This window comes from Pseudomonas putida, assembly GCF_028682395.1.
Classification (GTDB): Bacteria; Pseudomonadota; Gammaproteobacteria; order Pseudomonadales; family Pseudomonadaceae; genus Aquipseudomonas; species Aquipseudomonas putida_AB.
In genome coordinates this window covers 35,556-53,747 of the sequence record NZ_JANHLC010000007.1, presented here as the reverse complement: position 1 = coordinate 53,747, position 18,192 = coordinate 35,556, and the positions used below count along the sequence as shown (strand labels likewise).

Here is an 18,192-nt window from a genome sequence, read left to right as displayed (position 1 = left end):
GCGGTCCCTAATCTGCTTCGACGGCCCTGCGCGCCATCAAGGCCGACATGTTATGCCGGACTGAACGGATAGTCGATGTAGCCCCGCTCTGTGCCGCCATAGAGGGTCGCACCATCCACCGGGTTCAAGGCCAGGCCGTGTTCGAGGCGCCGCACCAGGTCGGGGTTGGCAATAAAGGTCCGGCCAAAGCCGAACAGATCGCCGTAACCTTCGGCCAGCATCCGCCGCGCCTTCTCCTCGGTGTAGCACCCCGAGTACATGATCGGGCCAGGAAAGGTTGTTCGCAGGGCCTGGCGAAAGGACGCCGGCAGATCCGGGGCGTTGTCCCAGTCCGCCTCGGCAATCGACAGATAGCCGACGCCCAGGCCTGCCAGCATCTCGGCCGCCTGGATATAGGTGGCGTGAGGATCACTTTCCACCAGCCCCAGGTACACCCGCATCTCCTGGGTCGACTCGAACAGCGGCGCAAAGCGCACACCCACGCGCTCGGCGCCAAATACGCCGATCACCGCGCTCACCACTTCCTGCAAGAAACGCAGCCGATTGGCCAGCGAGCCGCCGTACTCGTCGGTCCGCAGGTTGGTGTGCTCGGAAATAAACTGGTTGAGCAGATAACCATTGGCCGAGTGCAGTTCCACGCCGTCGAAACCGGCGCTCTTGGCGTTCACCGCGGCCTGGCGATACAACTCGACCAGCTCGCGCACCTCAGCGGTGGATAGCGCGCGGGGGAGCGAAGGCTCGGTCAGCATGCCGGTCTGCGGGCCGGTCTCGACAAACACCTTGACCGCCGTCGCGATCAGCGCAGAAGGCGCCACGGGCGGCTGCGCGTCGGGTTGCAGGCTGGTATGGGAAATCGCCCCAACGTGCCACAGCTGGCAGAAAATCACCCCGCCCTCCTCGTGCACCGCCTCCGTCACCTGACGCCAGCCGGCGATCTGTTCGGCGCTATGGATCCCCGGCGTCCAGGCGTAGCCCTGCCCACGCGGTTCGATCTGCGTACCTTCGGTGACCATAAAGCCGGCGGCGGCGCGCTGGCGGTAGTAGGCGGCCATCAAGGCATTCGGCACATTGCCCGGCTGCGAGCTTCGCGAGCGAGTCAGCGCCGGCAGTGCAATTCGATTACGCAGTGTCAGCTCACCGAGCTGCAGCGGTTGAAACAGGTTGGAACGGCTCATGGATTTTCCATTGTGGGACTGAATTGACGAACACATTAACACATTCGAATGTATTCATATGTATGCACTTTCGTCGCCCGACCACCGGATAATCCTTTGCTGATGGCAATCAATGGATCCACTAAGTCAAAAAGAAAGTCCAGAAGACCGATAATCGCCCAAAATAAGCCAACAAAAACTGAGCACGCGTTGACTCGGCCACACGCCAACCCCTCTAATGGATCCATTAAATAAAAACAACGACTCGCCTGGAGAACCGCCATGTACCCCAAGAACACTTGGTACGTTGCCTGCACCCCCGATGAAATCGCTGAAAAGCCCCTGGGCCGACAGATTTGCGGGGAAAAAATCGTCTTCTATCGCGGCCACGAAGGCACAGTCGCCGCCACCGAGGACTTTTGCCCCCACCGTGGCGCGCCGCTGTCCCTGGGTTATGTGGAAAACGGCAATCTCGTCTGCGGGTACCACGGCCTGGTGATGGGTTGCGACGGCAAGACCGTGGCCATGCCCGGGCAACGGGTGCGCGGCTTCCCCTGCATCAAGACCTTTGCCGTGGTCGAGCGCTATGGCTTTATCTGGGTCTGGCCCGGTGACCAGGCACTGGCAGACCCGACGCTGATCCATCATCTGGAATGGGCGGTCAATGATGAATGGGCCTACGGTGGCGGCCTGTTCCATATCCATTGCGACTACCGCCTGATGATCGACAACCTGATGGACCTGACTCACGAGACCTATGTCCATGCCTCCAGCATCGGCCAGAAGGAAATCGACAAAGCCGCGCCGGTGACCACCGTTGAAGGCGACGAAGTCATCACCGCCCGGCATATGGAAAACATCATGGCCCCGCCGTTCTGGCGCATGGCGCTGCGTGGCAACAACCTGGCCGACGATGTGCCGGTGGACCGCTGGCAGATCTGCCGCTTCACCCCGCCCAGCCATGTGCTGATCGAAGTGGGCGTGGCCCATGCCGGCAAGGGTGGCTATCACGCCGAGCCACAGCACAAGGCCGCCAGCATCGTGGTCGACTTCATCACCCCCGAGACCGAGACCTCGATCTGGTATTTCTGGGGCATGGCGCGCAACTTCAATCCTCAGGATGAAGCCTTGACCGCGACCATCCGCGAAGGCCAGGGCAAGATCTTCAGCGAAGACCTGGAGATGCTCCAGCGCCAGCAGCAGAACCTGCTCGATCACCCCCAGCGCAATCTGCTCAAGCTCAATATCGACGCCGGTGGCGTGCAGTCGCGCAAGATCCTCGAACGTCTGATTGCCAAGGAACGCAGCGCCGAGCCCCAGTTGATCGCCACCGCCAGCCTGGCATGAAGCACCGGCGGCACGCGAACGCGTGCCGCCCTCCCCTCTATTACCCCCTACCTTGCCTGCAAACAGCCAGAAGCGCCCGAGCGCTCCGAGGACCGAACATGATCGATGTGCTGGTGGTATCGCGAATCAATGAGGCGCAGGACATCTGCAGCTTCGAGCTGGCCAGTGTCGACGCCAGCCCGTTGCCGGCCTTCAGTGCCGGCGCGCATATCGACGTACACTTGCCCGATGGGCTGATCCGCCAGTACTCGCTGTGCAACCACCCTGAAGAGCGCCATCGCTACCTCATTGGCGTGCTCAACGACCCGGCGTCCCGGGGCGGTTCACGCAACCTGCACGAACAGATCCAGGTGGGCAGCCGCTTGCGCATCAGCGCGCCGCGCAACCTGTTTGCGCTGGTGCACGGCGCCCGCCGCAGCCTGCTGTTTGCCGGCGGCATCGGCATTACCCCGATCCTGAGCATGGCCGAGCGCCTGGCCCATGACGCCAGCGAGTTCGAGCTGCACTACTGCGCCCGTTCCAACGCGCGCGCGGCCTTTGTCGAACGGCTGCACAACGCGCCGTTTGCCGAGCGAGTCTTCCTGCATTTCGATGAACAGCCGCAAACCGCCCTGGATGCCGCCAGCGTCCTGGCCCACCCCGAAGACAATGTCCATCTGTATGTCTGCGGCCCCGCCGGCTTTATGCAGCATGTGCTGGACAGCGCCAGGGCCCAGGGCTGGCCGGAAGATCAGCTGCACCGCGAATACTTCGCCGCCGCGCCGCTGGACAACAGCCATGACGGGCGCTTCGCGGTCAAGCTCGCCAGCACCGGCCAGGTGATCGAGGTCGGCGCCGAGCAAACGGTGGCCCAGGCCCTGGAAAGCCAGGGCATTGAAATCGCCATGTCCTGCGAACAGGGGATTTGCGGCACCTGCCTGACACGGGTATTGGAGGGCGTGCCGGAGCATCGCGACCTGTTCCTGAGCGAGGATGAACAGGCCCTCAACGATCAGTTCACACCCTGCTGCTCACGCTCGAAAACCCCGCTGCTGGTGCTGGATATCTAGCCTGCCTCACTCGCTGCGCAGGATGACCTTCATGCGCGCGTCGGCAGTCGCCGAGCCGAAGGTCTCGGCATAGCGCAAGGTGGCGTTGGCATGCTCGCGCATGATCGCCTCGGCACGCGCGCCCTGGCGATTGACCAGCGCATCGAACACCGCATGATGCTGCATATGGGCAAAGTTGAAACGCCGGTACTCGCGCACCAGGTCATGGCGATCCACCGCCAGCGCGGTCACCGAGGCAAAGGGCAGATGATCGTTGCGTGCCAGCGCATCGGCAATCGCCGGGTTGTGGCTACCCTCGATGATCACCTGGTGAAAACGCATATTGAGGTCGTGATACACCTCAAGATCGTCCTGGGTCACAAAGCCCTTGTCGAACAACTGGTCGCCTTGCAACAGGCACCGCTGCAGGGCCTCGAACGCGGACGGGGACAGCCCCCGCTCGGCCGCCTGGCGCGCCGCCAGGCCCTCGAGCACACCCCGTACTTCGACTGCCCCGGCAATATCGTCGGCACTGACCGAGCGGACCTGGAAACCCCGGCCGCCAGACCGTACCAACAACCCTTCCTGCTCCAGCGTGCGAAACGCCATGCGTACCGGCATGCGCGAAACGCCGAACAGCTCGGCCGTGGGGACTTCCATCAAGCGCTCGCCCGCTGCCAACTCGCCCGAGGCGATCATCTTGCGCAGCGTCACCAGCACCAATTGACCGGGCTTGCTCATCCAGGCGACTTCCAGAAAACGTGGGCTGCCATAGTACCCCATGAAGGCCCTGCGTCGTGGCGGGCAATCGCTTGAAACCATGGCGCCTACGAAGCATTTCCCAGGGCCGTTCGCAGCCCTGGAAAACCCCTTGAGGCGCCATCAGCAGGACACCGGGCAACTGAGGATCAGTTGCGCCCGGTCCACATCAAGTTACTGCCAGCGTAAACGCTCGCCGCGACGATTATCGGCGGCCAGCCCTAGGCTCCGGCCAACACTGGCTGCACCTTGGCCGGCGACGGCTTGAGCAGCAACAGGCAGCCGGCGGCGATCACAAAGACGCCGGCAAACACCCCGTACAGATGCAGTGGCTGCCAGCCGCCATCGAGCAGGAAACCGGCGACAATCGGCGACAGAATCGCGCCGATGCGACCGATACCAATGCCCCAACCCACCCCGGTCGCACGCACCGAAGCGTCATAGACCACCGGCGACAGCGCATAGAGCCCGGCCACGCAACCGTTGACAAACAGCCCGATCAGCAGCCCCAACCCCAGGGCAGCGGTAATCGTCGAGCCGCTGCCAACAAACACCACCAACAGCGCAGCGGTGGTCAGCATAAACAGCGCGAGGACCCGGGTCAGCGACCAGCGCGACGCCAGGGCGCCAATCAGCGCGGCGCCGAAAATCCCGCCGACACTCAGCAGCACCCCGCCGGTAATCCCCTGCTGCGCCGAAAGGCCGGCAGCCACCAGCAACTTCGGCGTCCAACTCATCACGAAGTAGAAACCGAACATCACCAGGAAAAACAGTAACCAGATCACCAGCGTGGTACGACGCATCGCCGGCACCAGCAGTTGCCGGAAACCCGTGGCGGCACCGGCCTCCCTCAGCACGGGTACAGGCAATTCGGACAGTGCCGGCAGCCCCAGGCGCCCGGCCAGGCGATTGACCCGCACCAGAGCGTTGGCCGGACGACGGGCCAGGAGAAAATCCAGGGATTCGGGCAACCACAGCAGCACCAGTGGAATCACCAGCAGGGTCGCGGCGCCGCCAAAGAGAAAGACCGAGCGCCAGCCCCAATGGCTCAACAACCAGACCGCCAGCAAGCCGCCCAACGTGGCGCCCAGGGCATAGCCGGTGGATTGCAGGCTCACCGCCAGGCCACGCCAGCGCTTGCTCGCGTATTCACTGGCAATCACGTTGCTGCTAGCCAGGATGCCACCGATGCCCAGCCCGGTCAGGCCGCGTAGCAGCGCCAGTTGCAGCGGGCTCTGGCTGAGGGCCGAGAGCAACATGCCGATGCCCGATAGCGTTAGGCAAAACAGAATCAGCGGACGGCGACCGAAACGATCGGCCCAGGGCGCGATAAACAGCGAACCGGCAGCCATGCCGAACAGCCCGGCGCTGAGCAGAAAACCGATCTGCGCACCATTGAGCCCCCACTCCGCCGACACCGAGGCGGCGGTAAAGGCCATCACCAGCACATCGAAGCCATCGATCATATTCAGAACAATGCAGATACCGATGGCCAGGCACTGAAAACGCCCCATCGGGCCGCTGTCCACACGGTGCTTGAGATCGACGTTCATGGGCACACCTGCCAGCCGACCACGGCCCCAGGCGAAGAAAGTGGCACCCGCGTGCACACCGACAGCAGACACACACCACCCAGGCAGTGGCGCACGCTTGATAGGCCATTCATGACTAAAACCCTTTTTTGTAGTTGTTTTCGCCGACAGTCAGGAGGGCTCCCGCCGTCGCCAGGATGCTAATCAATCAGCTAATGGATCCACAGACAAGCCACCCTCTTGCTCGCCAGGCGTATAAACAGGCTTTTTTCACTCATACCTTCTTAATAAAACCCAATATTATCAATATCTTATAGCCATTCTCCGGCCTTCATTATTAGCGTTCGATTATCGGCCAGTTCAGCCCGCAAAGGATCCCTGGAGTGTTATCGGTTCGAACCTCGTCACTTGCGTGATCATGGGACCCATTCAGCGCACAGACACGCCCGTGCCCCATCGCCCTGTCACCGAGGACGCCGCGAAAACTGCAGCGCCGCGCCCTACTCTGCAAACCCAGGCTGGGTACGCAGCAACTGGCGCTTGACGCTTTCCAGGTGCAGGCGCGCGCTCTCGGCATTGCCGATCAGCATTTGCCGACACGCCGCACTGGCGATAGCGTGGGGCACCCGCTGCAACGGTCGGCCGCTGGCCATGGCCTTGAGCTGAACCTCGGCGGCCCGCTCCAGGTAGTACAGATCATCCCAGGCCTCGGCAATGCTCGGCCCCAGGACCAGCGGGCCATGATTTTTCAGCATGACCACATCGGCTGTACCCGCCGCCCGGGCAATGCGCTCGCCTTCGGCAGTGTCCAGAGCCAGGCCGTTGTAGTGCTCGTCCACTGCCAGGCGCTCGTAGAACTTGAGCGCGGTCTGCCCGGCCCAGATAAAGGGTTCGCCTTCCAGCATGCACAACGCCGTGGCGTGGGGCATATGGGTATGGAACGCAGCGGTGGCCCGGGGGTTGAGGCGATGCAGTTGGGCATGGATAAAGAATGCCGTGGCTTCGGGCTGGCCCACGCCCGCGACGACCCGTCCGTGGAAATCGCAGATCAGCAGTGACGAGGCAGTGACTTCGGCGAAGGCTAGGCCGAACGGATTGACCAGAAACAGCTCAGGGTGCCCTGGCAATACACAGGAAAAATGATTGCAGATGCCCTCGCCCATCCCCAGCCTTGCGGCCATGCGAAAGCAGGCCGCCAGGTCGATCCGTGCCTGGCGAATCAGCGGGCTGTCCAGCGTGCCCACCGGGGCCTGTGGATCGGGGGCGCGATTGACTTCAAAGGTGTGGGCCATGGGCAAGGTTCCTGAGTGAGTAAGGCGTGCTTGCAAGACTAGCCAGATTCCCTGCTCCGCCAAGGGACAGTTGGGCCCATTGCTCGGGCCAGACAGCCACCCGGCCGCTGACCCGGCGGTTCTGCCCATCTGGCCCTACGACTGCGCCGGCATTTGTTTCTATCGTGCGGCCAGGCCCCGTGAACCCACGGCCCTCCCATCGCCCGTCGAGAGGTCGAATATGAACAAGCCGGTTTCCAACGAATACGTCCACGCCCTGGATCGCCAATTCGTCTTCCATTCCTGGTCCACCCAAGGCCATCTCAACCCGCTGGTGATCGCCGGTGGCGAAGGCTGCACGCTGTGGGACTACGACGGGCGCCAGTACCTGGACTTCAGCAGCCAACTGGTCAACACCAATATCGGCCACCAGCATCCCAGGGTCATTGCCGCCATCCAGGAACAAGCCGCGACGTTGGTCACCGTGGCCCCCGCCACGGCCAACCTGATGCGCGGCGAAGCAGCCAAGCGCATCCTCTCCCACGCCCCCGCCAACTTCAGCAAGGTGTTCTTCACCAACGCCGGGGCCGATGCCAACGAAAACGCCATGCGCATGGCGCGGATCTTCACCGGCCGCGACAAGATCCTCTCGGCCTACCGCTCCTATCACGGCAGCACCGGCGCAGCGATTGTCGCCACCGGCGATCCCCGGCGGGTGCCCAACGAATTCGCCCGCGGCCATGTGCACTTCTTCAACCCGTACCTGTTTCGCAGCGAATTCCACGCCGCCAACGAAGAGGAGGAATGCCAGCGGGCGCTGCAACACCTGCGCCGCGTCATCGAGTGCGAAGGCCCCAATGCCATTGCCGCCATCCTTCTGGAAACCGTGCCGGGCACCGCTGGCATCCTGGTTCCGCCCACAGGCTATCTGGCGGGAGTGCGCGCCCTGGCCGACGAGTTCGGCATGCTGCTGATTCTCGATGAAGTGATGGCCGGTTTCGGCCGCACCGGCAGTTGGCTGGCCCTGGATCACTTTGCCGTGGAGCCCGACCTGATCTGCTTTGCCAAGGGCGTCAATTCCGGCTACGTACCCGCCGGCGGGGTGATGATTTCCCGGCCCGTGGCCGAGTACTTCGACACCCATTTCTTCCCCGGCGGCCTGACCTATTCCGGGCACCCGCTGGCCATGGCCGCGATTGTCGCGACCCTGGATGTCATGGCCGAGGAAGGCATCGTCGACAATGCCCGGCGGATCGGCCAGGAGCTGCTCGGCCCGGGCCTGCAAGCCCTGGCAGCCAAGTACCCGCTGATCGGCGAGGCGCGCGGCATCGGCCTGTTCTGGGCGCTGGAGTTCGTCAGCGACGAGCGCCTCAAGACCCCGTTGGCCGCCCCGGTCATGGCCCAGATGAAAGCCGCTTTCCAGGCCCGCGGCCTACTGACCTTTATCGTCGAAAACCGCCTGCATGTCGTCCCGCCATGCATCGTCAGCCCGGCGCAAGTCGCCCAGGCCCTGGGGATCTTCGACGAAGTAATTGGCGAGTTCTCGGCGCGCCATGCCCATTGAGACGCCATCACGTTGCCGGCCAGGTCCTGGCCGGCAATGCCTTCAGAACCCGTCCAGCACCTGTGCCAGTTGGCGAATACCCGGGCGAATCAGCTCGGCATCGATGGCGTGAAAGCCCAGGCGCATAAAGTTCGGCGGCGGCGCCGCGTCAAAGAAAAACTGCGCCCCTGATTCAATCAGCACACTGCGCTGCGCTGCGGCCCAAGCCACTTTCTGCGTATCCACGCCGCTCGGCGCCGCCAGCCAGAAGGCACTGGAACCTTCACTACCCAGGTGCTGGCAACCCCCCAGCGCCTGATCGACCACCGTGCGCAGGATCTCGCGACGGCGCCCATGCTCGTCGCGAAAGCGCCGCAGGTGCGCATCGTAATGCCCCTGGGCGAGAAATTCGGCGAGCATGCGCTGGTTGTTCAGTGGCGGATGGCGGTACATCAACCGGCGCAAGGCGCGCAGTTCATCGATCAATTCGGCGTCGGCGACCATATAGCCCATGCGCAGCCCCGGCGAAAAAGCCTTGGACAAGCTACTCAGATAGATTACCCGGCCACTGCTGTCGCTGGCCTTGAGGGCCGGCTGGGGATGATTGTCGAGGTTGAGCTCGGCATCGTAGTCATCCTCGATCAGCACCTGGTCATGACGGCGAATCTGGCGCAGCAGTTCGCCCCGGCGCTGGGCGCTCATGGCGATGCCGGTCGGCACCTGGTGGCCGGGAGTGACATACAGGTACTCGCAGTCATCCAGGCGGCTATCGACCAGCAGCCCCTGCTCATCAATCGGCTGCAACTGCACTTCGGCGCCCTGCAGGTCGAAGATACTCAGCGCATCGCGAAAGCCGGGGTTCTCGATGGCCACTTTGACCCCGTTGCTCATCAACAGGGTTGCCAACAGGTACAGGGCATTCTGCGAGCCCAGGGTCACCAGGATTTCCTCGGGCCGTGCCCAAATACCGCGCTTGGGCAAGACCCGGGTGCGCAACTGCTCGATCAGCATTTCATCGTCGCGATCGAAGCGGTCGCGCATCCAGCCCTGGTCGCGCTCGCTGCGCAGGGTATTGCGCGACACTTCCCGCCAGCGCTCCAGGGGAAACAGGTCCTGGATCGGCTGGCCGTAGACAAAGGGGTAGGTAAAGCTCGACCAGTTGCCGGGGCGCAACACCCCGTGCTTCAAACTGGGGAGCACCTTGAAGCGCACGGACCAATCCGGTGCACGCTCGTCGCTGCCGTCGTCGCAATAGCCCGGTTTGCGCGCCGGGGTAAAGCGCAGCAAGGCTTCGTCGAATTCGGCGCCGCAATAGTCCGGGTGCAGGTAATAGCCACTGCGCGGACGGCTGACCAGGTAGCCGTTGTCCAGCAGGCTTTCATAGACCAGCGCCACGGTATTGCGCGAGATGGACAGTTGCTGGGACAGCTTGCGGCACGACGGCAGCGGCTCGTCCGCCGGGAAGCCGCCGCCCAGGATGGTCGACACCAGGGACTCGCGGAGCTGCTCCTGAAGGCCGCGTTGATGGTCAAAATCCAGGTGAAACAGATGATCGATCATGGGCTTTCCACTCGCAGGCCGACCCCTGGTCAAAGCAAATAGCGCGCCATGCTTTTTGGCCGGTTCGACTGGCCAGTCGAATGCTGCGAACTGCCCCTATCGCAGCGTCCGGACGCCTCACTATGGTTGAGTCCAGGCCCGCACAAGACCTGCGACGCAAGCGGTCAGGCTGATCCCCTTATGACATTTGGAGCCGCACCATGAAGCATTCACGCCAGGATTCGATGCCCGCCAAATCCCTCGGTCTGTTGCGCAAGCTGACCCTCGCCACCCTGATGCTCTCGGCCTCGTTCGGCGCCCATGCCGACCTCGCGGACGTCAAGAGCAAAGGCGTGCTCAGTGTTGCCACCGAGGACGACTACGCGCCCTTCAACTTTATCGTCGACGGCAAGCCCGAAGGCTTTCACAAGGATTTGCTCGAAGACCTCAAGGCCTACGCCAAGGCGCAGAAGTTCGACGTCAAGCAGGACATCCTGCCCTGGACCGGCCTGCTGGCTTCGGTCTCCGCGGGCCAATACGACCTGGCCTTCACCGGTGCGCTGGTCACGGATGATCGCCTGCGTGTGTTCAATTTCGCTCCGCCGTTCGCCTCGGCCCAGCACTTCTACGTCAAACGCGCCAATGACCAGAGCCTGAGTGACATCGCCAGCCTATGCGGCAAGACCGTCGGCCTGCAGGCCGGCAGCGCCTTGCTGGCACGCTTGCCGGAACTGAAGAAAATGATGCAAGCCCAGGGCTGCAAGATGGGCAAAGTGGTGGAGTATCCGTCCTATCCCGAGGTCTACGCCGACCTGGCCAACGGCCGGCTGGACTACGCGATCAACGCACTGATTTCGGTCAATGACCTGGTGAAGACCCGCGGCGATACCTTTGCCAAGGGCATCGCCGTCTCGGGGGCCGGCTTCGCCGCCTGGCCCGTGCCCAAGGGCAGCCCCGAGCTGCTGACCTTCCTCAGCGGTTTCATGGACCATATCCGCGCCAATGGCCGCCTGGCGGCGCTGCAAACCCAGTGGTTCGGCGAAGCGTTCCCCGACATGCCCAACACACCGATCACCAGCGTCGAGCAGTTCCACAGCCTGGCCGGCATGGACTGATTCAACCTGTAACCCTCAGCAGGCGTGCGACCGCGCAGCGTCGCACGCCAAACCTGGCCCCGGCTTTGCTTGGGCTATTGACCGAGGGGACGCGCTAGCGCCGTTCCCGGTTCCCCTGCGGTGCTCAAGCACCGTCAGTCCCCCCGCACCTCCCCATGATTCAAGGACCCGAGGTATGAACGGACAAGCCTGGTTACTGCTTCTCGAAGGCGCCTGGACGACCCTCTGGATCTCCGGTATCGCCATTGCCATCGGTGTCGTGCTCGGCCTGGGCATCGCCCTGGTGCGCATGGCCAAGATCCCCTTTGTCGACCAACTGCTGGTGCTCTACATCAGCCTGGCCCGGGCCACGCCACTGGTGACGTTTGTGTTGTTCCTGTTTCTCTCGGCGCCGACCTTCGGCATCAACATGAACCGCACCACTGCCGCCATCGTCGCCATGACCCTGAATACCGCGGCCTTCAATGCGGAGATCTGGCGAGCGGCCTTTCTCAGTTTCTCCCGCGAGCAGAAGGAGGCAGCCCTGGCCTGCGGCATGACCAGCGGCGTGTTCTTTCGGCGCATCATGCTGCCGCAGATGATCACCACCAGCCTGCCCGGCCTGGTCAACGAGATGTCGTTCCTGATCAAGGGCAGCCCGGCCATCGCCGTGATCGGCATCGTCGACCTGACGCGAGTGACCAACCGGATCTCGGCCGTGACCTACGAACCGCTGCCGCCCATTCTCGCCGCCGCGCTGCTGTACATGCTGATCATCAGCGTCCTGCTCAAGCTGCAGGCCCTGGCCGAAAAGAAAGCCAACCGCCTGGCTATGTAAGGAGCCATCGACATGACTGAATGGACCATTCTCTGGGAAGCCCGCGCGGTGTTCTTCGACGGCCTGCTCGCGACGCTGGGGCTGTTCGGCCTCTCGATCATCTGCGCCTTTGTGCTCGGTTGCGTACTGGTCTACCTGCTGGAAGAAGGCAATCGCCTGTCCAAGGCCCTGCGCCTGCTGATCAACCTGATGCGCACCTTGCCCTTCCTGATCCTGGCGTACCTGCTGTACTACGGGCTGCCGCAACTGGGCCTGCGCCTGAGCGCCTGGAACGCCGGGCTGCTGGCGCTGATCGTCTACCACGCGGCGTACTTCGCCGAGATCCTGCGGGGCAGCCGCCTGGTGATGCCCGAGGGCTATATCGAGGCCGCCAAAGCCCACGGCTTCACCCCGCTGCGCCTGTACCTGCGCATCGTTCTGCCGCAGCTGGTGATCAAGACCCGTCCGCTGCTGGGCAACCAGTTAATCATTGCCCTCAAGGACACCGCCTTCCTGACCATCATCACCGTGCAGGAACTCACGGCCGCGGCCAACTCGGTGCAGTCGACCTATTTCATTCCCACCCAGGCCTTTGTCGTTGCGATCGTGCTGTATTGGCTGGTCAGCATCTGCCTGGAACTGGCACTCAAACGCGCCGCCCGCTTCGGCGCCAAACGAGGGTTCGACTATGTCTGAACATCTATCCACCTGCGAACACCGATCCGCCGCCGACGTCCCGGCCGTCAGCATCAGGCGAATGTCCAAGAGCTTTGGCGACATCGAGGTGCTGCGCGATATCGACCTGGTGGTCAACAAGGGCGAAGTGGTCAGCGTGCTGGGCTCTTCGGGCTCGGGCAAGTCGACCATGCTGCGCTGCATCAACTGGCTGGAGGAGCCCGACCGCGGCACCATCCATATCGCCGGCCAACGCATCGGCGTGAATGAACAGGCCGGGCGCAAGATGACCAGCAAAGAGCTGGCCACCCTGCGGGCCAGGACCGGCATGGTGTTCCAAGGCTTTAACCTGTGGCCGCACCTGAGTGTGATCCAGAACGTGATGGAGGCGCCGATCTACGTCAAGGGCATGCCTCGCGAGCAAGCCCGTGCGATTGCTGTCGAGTTGCTGGAAAAGGTCGGCCTGGCCGACAAGCACGAGGCCTTTCCCTTCACCCTGTCCGGCGGACAGAAGCAGCGCGTCGCCATTGCCCGCGCCCTGGCCATGAGCCCGGAAGTGATCCTGTTCGACGAGCCAACCTCGGCCCTCGACCCCGAGCGGGTCGGCGAAGTACTGACGGTGATGAAAAACCTCTCCAGCGAGGGCTACACCATGATCGTGGTCACCCACGAAATGGAATTCGCCCGGGCCGTATCCGATCAGGTGGTGTTTCTCGAAAAGGGCCTGATCATCGAAAAGGCCCCACCGGCCAAATTCTTCAGCAACCCGGAGACCGAACGGGTGCGCAAATTTCTCGAACTCGCGAACTGACTCCCTTCCCCCACCCTATTGGCCAATGCACGGCACACCAACGCATTCAACGAGGTAGCACATGAACAAGGTCGCATTTATCACGGGCGCAACCTCGGGCTTTGGCCGGGCCACGGCGCGGCGCTTTGCCCAGGCCGGTTGGTCGCTGGTCCTCAGTGGCCGACGCCTGGAACGCCTACAGGCATTGCAGGACGAACTGGCCAGTCAGGTCGCGGTGCATATCGCCGCCCTGGATGTGCGTGACGCCCAGGCGGTGCAGCAGATGGTCGCCGCGCTGCCCGAAGGCTTTCAGCGCATCCACAGCCTGATCAACAACGCCGGGCTGGCCCTGGCGCCGGAACCGGCACAGAACGTCGCGCTGCAGGACTGGCACACCATGATCGACACCAATATCACCGGCCTGGTCAACGTGACCCACGCGGTGCTGCCCAAATTGCTGGAAACCGGCCAGGGAGCCAGCATCGTCAACATCGGCTCGGTGGCCGGTGAGTGGCCGTATCCCGGCGGCCACGTGTATGGCGCGAGCAAAGCCTTCGTCAAACAGTTCAGCTTCAACCTGCGTTGCGACCTGATCGCCACCGGCGTGCGGGTCACCGATATCGCCCCGGGTATGGCCGAGACCGAGTTCACCCTGGTGCGCACCAAGGGCAACCAGGCCGCTTCGGATGCCCTGTATGGCAGCACCACACCACTGACCGCCGAGGACATTGCCGAGCAGATTTTCTACGTCTGCACCCTGCCCGACCATATCAATATCAACCGCCTGGAAATCATGCCTAGCCGCCAGGCCTGGTCACCCTTTGCGATTGATCGCGACAAGTAAAAGCGCACCCAGGACAGGTCGCCAAAAAAAAACGCACCTTGGGGCAACTCCCGGTGCGTTTTGCATGAGTGGGCAACAAGATCAGGCAAGCAGGCTATTGACCAGGGTCGCAGCGGACAGCAACACCAGCAGCACGCCAATCACACGCTGCAGGGACAGGGGCTTGCGGCGAAACAGCCACTGCCCCAACAGATTGCCTGCCAGCGCCGGCAGCAACAGGGTCGCGGCCAGGCTTAACTGGTCACGATTGAGCGCCTGCAAGCACCACAGGCTGAGCAGTGCACTGGCACTGCTCGCGGCAAAAAACACAATGGCCGTGCCACGTACACGAGCGGATGGCAAGCCGCTGCGCAGCAGGTAGACCACCAGCGGCGGGCCGCCGGCCGAAGCCATGGCCGTGGCCAGTCCCGAAGCCAGGCCAGCCGGCAAAGCCCAGCGACTCGCCAGCAACCTGGACACTGCCGGCCGAGCCAGCACCAGCACGCCGCCCAGCAGGCACAGGCCGGCCGCCACCGGCGCCATCCATTGTTCGGGCAGCCTGGCCAGGGCCAGGGCGCCCAGTGGCACGGCCAACAGCATCCCCACGATCAACTGGCCGCCGATGCGCGGATGAAAGGTCTTCAGCGCACCCGGCCACAGGCTGACGCTGCACACCAGGTCGAGCATCAGCACCACGGGAATCACCTGGGCCGGAGCCAGGCTCGCCAGCAGGCCCAGGGTCAGAATCATGGCAAAACCAAACCCGCTGTAGCCACGCACCACGCCGGCGGCAAACGCGAAAAACATAAACATGCTGGCCGATCCCCTGGAAGTCACCGTCGGCACTCTAAGGGGCGCGTCCACCGCCCGACAGGGCCAGTTGTCGCCAGTTATCGAGCCAAGGGCCCGACCGAATCAGCGCAGATGCACGGGAGGAATCGAATACGTGCCCACCACATGGGCCACGGGTTCGTCGTCACCTTCGGAGTACAGCGATACCTCGCCCATGGCGAGGCTCTTGCCAACCTTCAGCAGGCGGCATTCGCCGATGATGCGCCTGCGGGCATCGGGTCTTCGTAGGAAATTGGTGGTCAGGCTGGTGGTCACCGCCAACGGGACGATGCCGATAACACCGAGGATGGCGATATACAGCGCAACGTCCGCCACTGCCATCAAGGTCGGCCCCGAAACCGTGCCGCCCGGACGCAGATCCGCGTCACTGACCTGCAGCGACACCGTGGCCGCGCGATCACCCACCGCCTCGATCACTACCCGCGTCTGTGGAAACTCCCGGGCGATAAAATCGGCAATTTCTTCTCGGCAAGCCACATCGATTTTCCTTGTTCTTAGAAGGGGAACCCGCTCGAACCCAAGCCCCCTGCTCCAGCGAAGCGCCGAAGGATGGTCCGATGATTGACCATCGGACCGCGCTCGGCAACCACGCTGTCGCTAGCGCTTGGCAGCGCAACCGATACCCGCTACCGCTTAGCCGATATCGATCACCTGCTTGAGCATGCGCTTGAAGGTGTCGATCTGCTCCGGCGAGAATTCGGTGAAGACCCGACCTTGCTGCTCGGACGCGATGGTCCAGAGGGCTTCCGTCTGCTCGATACCCTGGGCGGTCAGGCCAAAGCAGCCGGCCGGCCGATCCTCGACCAGCCCCTTGCGCTTGAGGATGTCCACGGACTGTTCGATCTCGCGCATCGGCATCGCCACCTCCCGCTGCAGCCCGTTCATGTCCAGGCCCGCGTCGCTCTCCAGGACCATCAGCATGCGCGCCTCGCTGGTGCGCAGGCCGCTGGACAACTGGCGCGGCTGGTAGTCGGCCTGGTAGCTGCGCACGGCCTGGGTCATCAAGTAATACAGGTTGTGGCTCAGGCGGCCCTGGAATGCACTGGCCAACGCGCCCTGGGCACGTGGTGCCTGACGCGGGTGCGGCAGCACCGAAGAGTAGGCACCCTGATGGTAGAGCAGCGGCGAACGGCCGAAATCATCAAAGGCCACGACCTTGCCGATCAGGATCCAGTGATCGCCACCGTCGACCTGCTGGTGCATTGCACATTGAAAGCGCGCTGCGCAATCGCTGAGCAACGGTGCACCACCCGCCCCCGCCTCCCAGGCGACCCCGGCGAACTTGTCGTCGCGGGGCCGGGCGAACTGGTTGGACAGGTCGATCTGGTCGGCCGCCAGGATGTTCACCGCAAAGTGGCTGGCGTCGTTGAACACGTCATAGCTGGTGGAGCGCTTGTCGATGCTCCAGAGAATCAGCGCCGGGTCCAACGAAACCGAGTTGAAACTATTGGCCGTGACGCCGACCTGACGGCCGCCGACGGCCGCGGTCATGATGGTCACGCCTGTTGCGAAATTGCCCAAGGCACGGCGAAAGGCGCGCGGATCGAGGCCCGCGTCTAATGGTTCGGTCATGGTGTCCTCAAGGCCGGGCGAACCCGGCAGGTCGATACGTGAAAAAAGCATGGGCGCCCCTGAACAGGCGGGGGCTAGCGCGTGGCGCCGTCAGACCATGCTCGGATCGGGTTCGAGCCCCATCAATTCACGTCCGAGAATCTGTGCACAGACGTCGTAGTCGGTGTAGGCATGAGCGGCGGTCATATGGGAGTCGCGCCACAGGCGTTGCAGCTCGTTGGTTTCCATCCAGGCGGTGCCGCCGGCGGCTTCGAACAAGCGATCCACCGCGCTCACGCACATTTTCACCGCGTAAGCCTGGTTGGTGCGCCAGAACGCCAGGGTCTCGCGGCTCGGGTATTCATGGCGCTCGCCATGGGCGGCATGGTCCTGCCAGGTCTTTTCCAGGAATGCGCGGGCCGCGGCCACCTGGTGGGTCGACTCGGCCAGACGCATCAACGCAGGTGTGGCGGCGCCGACATTGACCCCGGTGTAGGCGCGTACGCGGTTGCGGGTCTTGTCCTTGAACGCTTCGAGCATGCGCTCGGCAATGCCCAGGCTGATGGTCGCAAAGCCGCTGGCAAAGTACGGGCGGTAAGGGCCGTAGAAAATCTTGCTGTCGGGGTACAGGCCAAAACCGGCGGACTTGCCTTCCATCATGTCCTTGGCTTTCTGGATACGGTGCTCGGGGACAAACACCGGGTCGATGGACAGGGTCTTGGTGCCACTGCCCCGCATGCCCATGGCAAACCAGTCGTCGACGATCCGGTAGTCGCTGCGCGGCAGCACGGCGAAGCAGTAGTCCTGCGTGCCCTCGGCATTCGCCCGGCGGCAACCGACAATCGCCCACTCGGCGTGATCACTGCCGCTGCTCCAGCCCATCTGGCCGCTGAACATCACGCCACCGTCGACTTCCTCGACCTTGCCAAACGGCGCAATCGAACTGCTTGCGGTGGCATGGGGGTTGTCACCCCAGACCTCATCCTGCAACTGCCTGGAAAACATCGCCAACTGATGGCTATGGGTGCACAGCAGGCTCATGGCCCAGGCGGTACTGGCACACGCGCCGGCCAGCAGGGCCACACAGTCGCAGAAGTCCGGCAGGGACATTTCCAGGCCGCCGAAGGCCTTGGGCTGAAACGCGCGGTGCAGGCCGATGCCCTTGAGCATGGCAATGTTCTCGGCCGGGACCATGCGGTCCTTTTCGGCCTGGGCAGCATTGGCGGCAATAGCTGGCAGGATTTCCTTGAGGGCCTCAAGGAGTGGGGTTGGCTTTTTCATTGTTAGCGACCTTGTTTTTAGATATTCGCCGGTCCGGCGGGCGTCGTCGGTAGGCGGCCCGTCAGTCGCCCGGATACGGGAGTCTGGAGATCCCGCCGAGCGTTCAAGGCTCAATTATGCGCAGGCCGCCCCCCGG

Annotated in this window: 17 protein-coding genes; 8 read left to right on the top strand and 9 right to left on the bottom strand. The window is 63.3% G+C overall.

Annotation, left to right across the window (positions count from 1 at the left end; genetic code table 11):
• Positions 1–50: 50 nt before the first annotated feature.
• On the bottom strand, positions 51–1,175 hold the full coding sequence (locus NPS46_RS17100; protein WP_274109144.1) for an alkene reductase: 1,125 nt from the start codon (positions 1,173–1,175) through the stop codon (positions 51–53).
• Between the two features lie 261 nt (positions 1,176–1,436).
• Here NPS46_RS17100 and NPS46_RS17095 point away from each other — a divergent pair, with 261 nt between their 5' ends.
• A complete protein-coding gene (locus NPS46_RS17095; protein ID WP_274109143.1) occupies positions 1,437–2,501 on the top strand; it encodes an aromatic ring-hydroxylating oxygenase subunit alpha in 1,065 nt (354 codons plus the stop codon).
• Positions 2,502–2,599: 98 nt separating this feature from the next.
• The gene (locus tag NPS46_RS17090) at positions 2,600–3,550 is read left to right on the top strand and encodes a PDR/VanB family oxidoreductase (RefSeq protein WP_274109142.1); all 951 of its coding nucleotides are present in this window, start codon (positions 2,600–2,602) and stop codon (positions 3,548–3,550) included.
• A 6-nt stretch (positions 3,551–3,556) separates the two neighbouring features.
• Here the strand turns inward: NPS46_RS17090 and NPS46_RS17085 are convergent, their stop codons facing one another.
• The 3 genes from NPS46_RS17085 to NPS46_RS17075 form a co-directional block, all read right to left on the bottom strand.
• The gene (locus NPS46_RS17085) at positions 3,557–4,270 is read right to left on the bottom strand and encodes a GntR family transcriptional regulator (RefSeq protein WP_274109141.1); all 714 of its coding nucleotides are present in this window, start codon (positions 4,268–4,270) and stop codon (positions 3,557–3,559) included.
• A gap of 239 nt (positions 4,271–4,509) precedes the next feature.
• Positions 4,510–5,841: an MFS transporter gene (locus NPS46_RS17080; RefSeq protein ID WP_274109140.1), complete on the bottom strand. Its 1,332-nt coding sequence runs from the start codon at positions 5,839–5,841 to the stop codon at positions 4,510–4,512.
• Between the two features lie 479 nt (positions 5,842–6,320).
• The gene (locus NPS46_RS17075; protein ID WP_274109138.1) at positions 6,321–7,112 is read right to left on the bottom strand and encodes an aldolase; all 792 of its coding nucleotides are present in this window, start codon (positions 7,110–7,112) and stop codon (positions 6,321–6,323) included.
• Between the two features lie 220 nt (positions 7,113–7,332).
• On the opposite strand from NPS46_RS17075, the gene NPS46_RS17070 reads away from it, so the two are divergent.
• Entirely contained in the window at positions 7,333–8,655 is a 1,323-nt protein-coding gene (locus NPS46_RS17070; protein ID WP_274109136.1) for an aspartate aminotransferase family protein, read from the top strand.
• A 42-nt stretch (positions 8,656–8,697) separates the two neighbouring features.
• Here NPS46_RS17070 and NPS46_RS17065 read toward each other — a convergent pair whose 3' ends face one another.
• Positions 8,698–10,194 (bottom strand): PLP-dependent aminotransferase family protein, encoded by a 1,497-nt coding sequence (locus NPS46_RS17065; protein WP_274109134.1) that lies wholly within the window; start codon positions 10,192–10,194, stop codon positions 8,698–8,700.
• A gap of 200 nt (positions 10,195–10,394) precedes the next feature.
• On the opposite strand from NPS46_RS17065, the gene NPS46_RS17060 reads away from it, so the two are divergent.
• The 5 genes from NPS46_RS17060 to NPS46_RS17040 all read left to right on the top strand — a co-directional run bounded on the left by NPS46_RS17060 (position 10,395) and on the right by NPS46_RS17040 (position 14,393).
• The gene (locus tag NPS46_RS17060) at positions 10,395–11,288 is read left to right on the top strand and encodes a transporter substrate-binding domain-containing protein (protein ID WP_274109132.1); all 894 of its coding nucleotides are present in this window, start codon (positions 10,395–10,397) and stop codon (positions 11,286–11,288) included.
• 175 nt (positions 11,289–11,463) lie between these two features.
• On the top strand, positions 11,464–12,105 hold the full coding sequence (locus NPS46_RS17055) for an amino acid ABC transporter permease (protein WP_274109130.1): 642 nt from the start codon (positions 11,464–11,466) through the stop codon (positions 12,103–12,105).
• Positions 12,106–12,117: 12 nt separating this feature from the next.
• Positions 12,118–12,780, top strand: a complete 663-nt coding sequence (locus tag NPS46_RS17050) for an amino acid ABC transporter permease (RefSeq protein WP_274109128.1) — start codon at positions 12,118–12,120, stop codon at positions 12,778–12,780.
• Complete coding sequence (locus tag NPS46_RS17045; protein WP_274109126.1) at positions 12,773–13,570, top strand: amino acid ABC transporter ATP-binding protein; 798 nt, start codon at positions 12,773–12,775, stop codon at positions 13,568–13,570. Before NPS46_RS17050 ends, NPS46_RS17045 begins: the two co-directional genes overlap by 8 nt.
• 61 nt (positions 13,571–13,631) lie before the next feature.
• Complete coding sequence (locus NPS46_RS17040) at positions 13,632–14,393, top strand: SDR family NAD(P)-dependent oxidoreductase (RefSeq protein WP_274109125.1); 762 nt, start codon at positions 13,632–13,634, stop codon at positions 14,391–14,393.
• A gap of 81 nt (positions 14,394–14,474) precedes the next feature.
• Here the strand turns inward: NPS46_RS17040 and NPS46_RS17035 are convergent, their stop codons facing one another.
• The 4 genes from NPS46_RS17035 to NPS46_RS17020 form a co-directional block, all read right to left on the bottom strand.
• Positions 14,475–15,185, bottom strand: a complete 711-nt coding sequence (locus NPS46_RS17035) for a sulfite exporter TauE/SafE family protein (RefSeq protein WP_274109124.1) — start codon at positions 15,183–15,185, stop codon at positions 14,475–14,477.
• Between the two features lie 102 nt (positions 15,186–15,287).
• Complete coding sequence (locus tag NPS46_RS17030; protein ID WP_274109123.1) at positions 15,288–15,701, bottom strand: PaaI family thioesterase; 414 nt, start codon at positions 15,699–15,701, stop codon at positions 15,288–15,290.
• Between the two features lie 156 nt (positions 15,702–15,857).
• Entirely contained in the window at positions 15,858–16,796 is a 939-nt protein-coding gene (locus tag NPS46_RS17025) for a p-hydroxyphenylacetate 3-hydroxylase reductase component (protein WP_274109122.1), read from the bottom strand.
• Positions 16,797–16,886: 90 nt separating this feature from the next.
• Positions 16,887–18,056: a p-hydroxyphenylacetate 3-hydroxylase oxygenase component gene (locus NPS46_RS17020; protein WP_274109121.1), complete on the bottom strand. Its 1,170-nt coding sequence runs from the start codon at positions 18,054–18,056 to the stop codon at positions 16,887–16,889.
• Between the last annotated feature and the right edge of the window lie 136 nt (positions 18,057–18,192).

Excerpts from the sequence above, each read along its gene's own strand:
- NPS46_RS17100 (WP_274109144.1), bottom strand. The coding sequence starts at position 1,175 with ATGAGCCGTTCCAACCTGTTTCAACCGCTGCAGCTCGGTGAGCTGACA.
- NPS46_RS17095 (WP_274109143.1), top strand. The coding sequence starts at position 1,437 with ATGTACCCCAAGAACACTTGGTACGTTGCCTGCACCCCCGATGAAATC.
- NPS46_RS17090 (WP_274109142.1), top strand. The coding sequence starts at position 2,600 with ATGATCGATGTGCTGGTGGTATCGCGAATCAATGAGGCGCAGGACATC.
- NPS46_RS17085 (WP_274109141.1), bottom strand. The coding sequence starts at position 4,270 with ATGAGCAAGCCCGGTCAATTGGTGCTGGTGACGCTGCGCAAGATGATC.
- NPS46_RS17080 (WP_274109140.1), bottom strand. The coding sequence starts at position 5,841 with ATGAACGTCGATCTCAAGCACCGTGTGGACAGCGGCCCGATGGGGCGT.
- NPS46_RS17075 (WP_274109138.1), bottom strand. The coding sequence starts at position 7,112 with ATGGCCCACACCTTTGAAGTCAATCGCGCCCCCGATCCACAGGCCCCG.
- NPS46_RS17070 (WP_274109136.1), top strand. The coding sequence starts at position 7,333 with ATGAACAAGCCGGTTTCCAACGAATACGTCCACGCCCTGGATCGCCAA.
- NPS46_RS17065 (WP_274109134.1), bottom strand. The coding sequence starts at position 10,194 with ATGATCGATCATCTGTTTCACCTGGATTTTGACCATCAACGCGGCCTT.
- NPS46_RS17060 (WP_274109132.1), top strand. The coding sequence starts at position 10,395 with ATGAAGCATTCACGCCAGGATTCGATGCCCGCCAAATCCCTCGGTCTG.
- NPS46_RS17055 (WP_274109130.1), top strand. The coding sequence starts at position 11,464 with ATGAACGGACAAGCCTGGTTACTGCTTCTCGAAGGCGCCTGGACGACC.
- NPS46_RS17050 (WP_274109128.1), top strand. The coding sequence starts at position 12,118 with ATGACTGAATGGACCATTCTCTGGGAAGCCCGCGCGGTGTTCTTCGAC.
- NPS46_RS17045 (WP_274109126.1), top strand. The coding sequence starts at position 12,773 with ATGTCTGAACATCTATCCACCTGCGAACACCGATCCGCCGCCGACGTC.
- NPS46_RS17040 (WP_274109125.1), top strand. The coding sequence starts at position 13,632 with ATGAACAAGGTCGCATTTATCACGGGCGCAACCTCGGGCTTTGGCCGG.
- NPS46_RS17035 (WP_274109124.1), bottom strand. The coding sequence starts at position 15,185 with ATGTTTATGTTTTTCGCGTTTGCCGCCGGCGTGGTGCGTGGCTACAGC.
- NPS46_RS17025 (WP_274109122.1), bottom strand. The coding sequence starts at position 16,796 with ATGACCGAACCATTAGACGCGGGCCTCGATCCGCGCGCCTTTCGCCGT.
- NPS46_RS17020 (WP_274109121.1), bottom strand. The coding sequence starts at position 18,056 with ATGAAAAAGCCAACCCCACTCCTTGAGGCCCTCAAGGAAATCCTGCCA.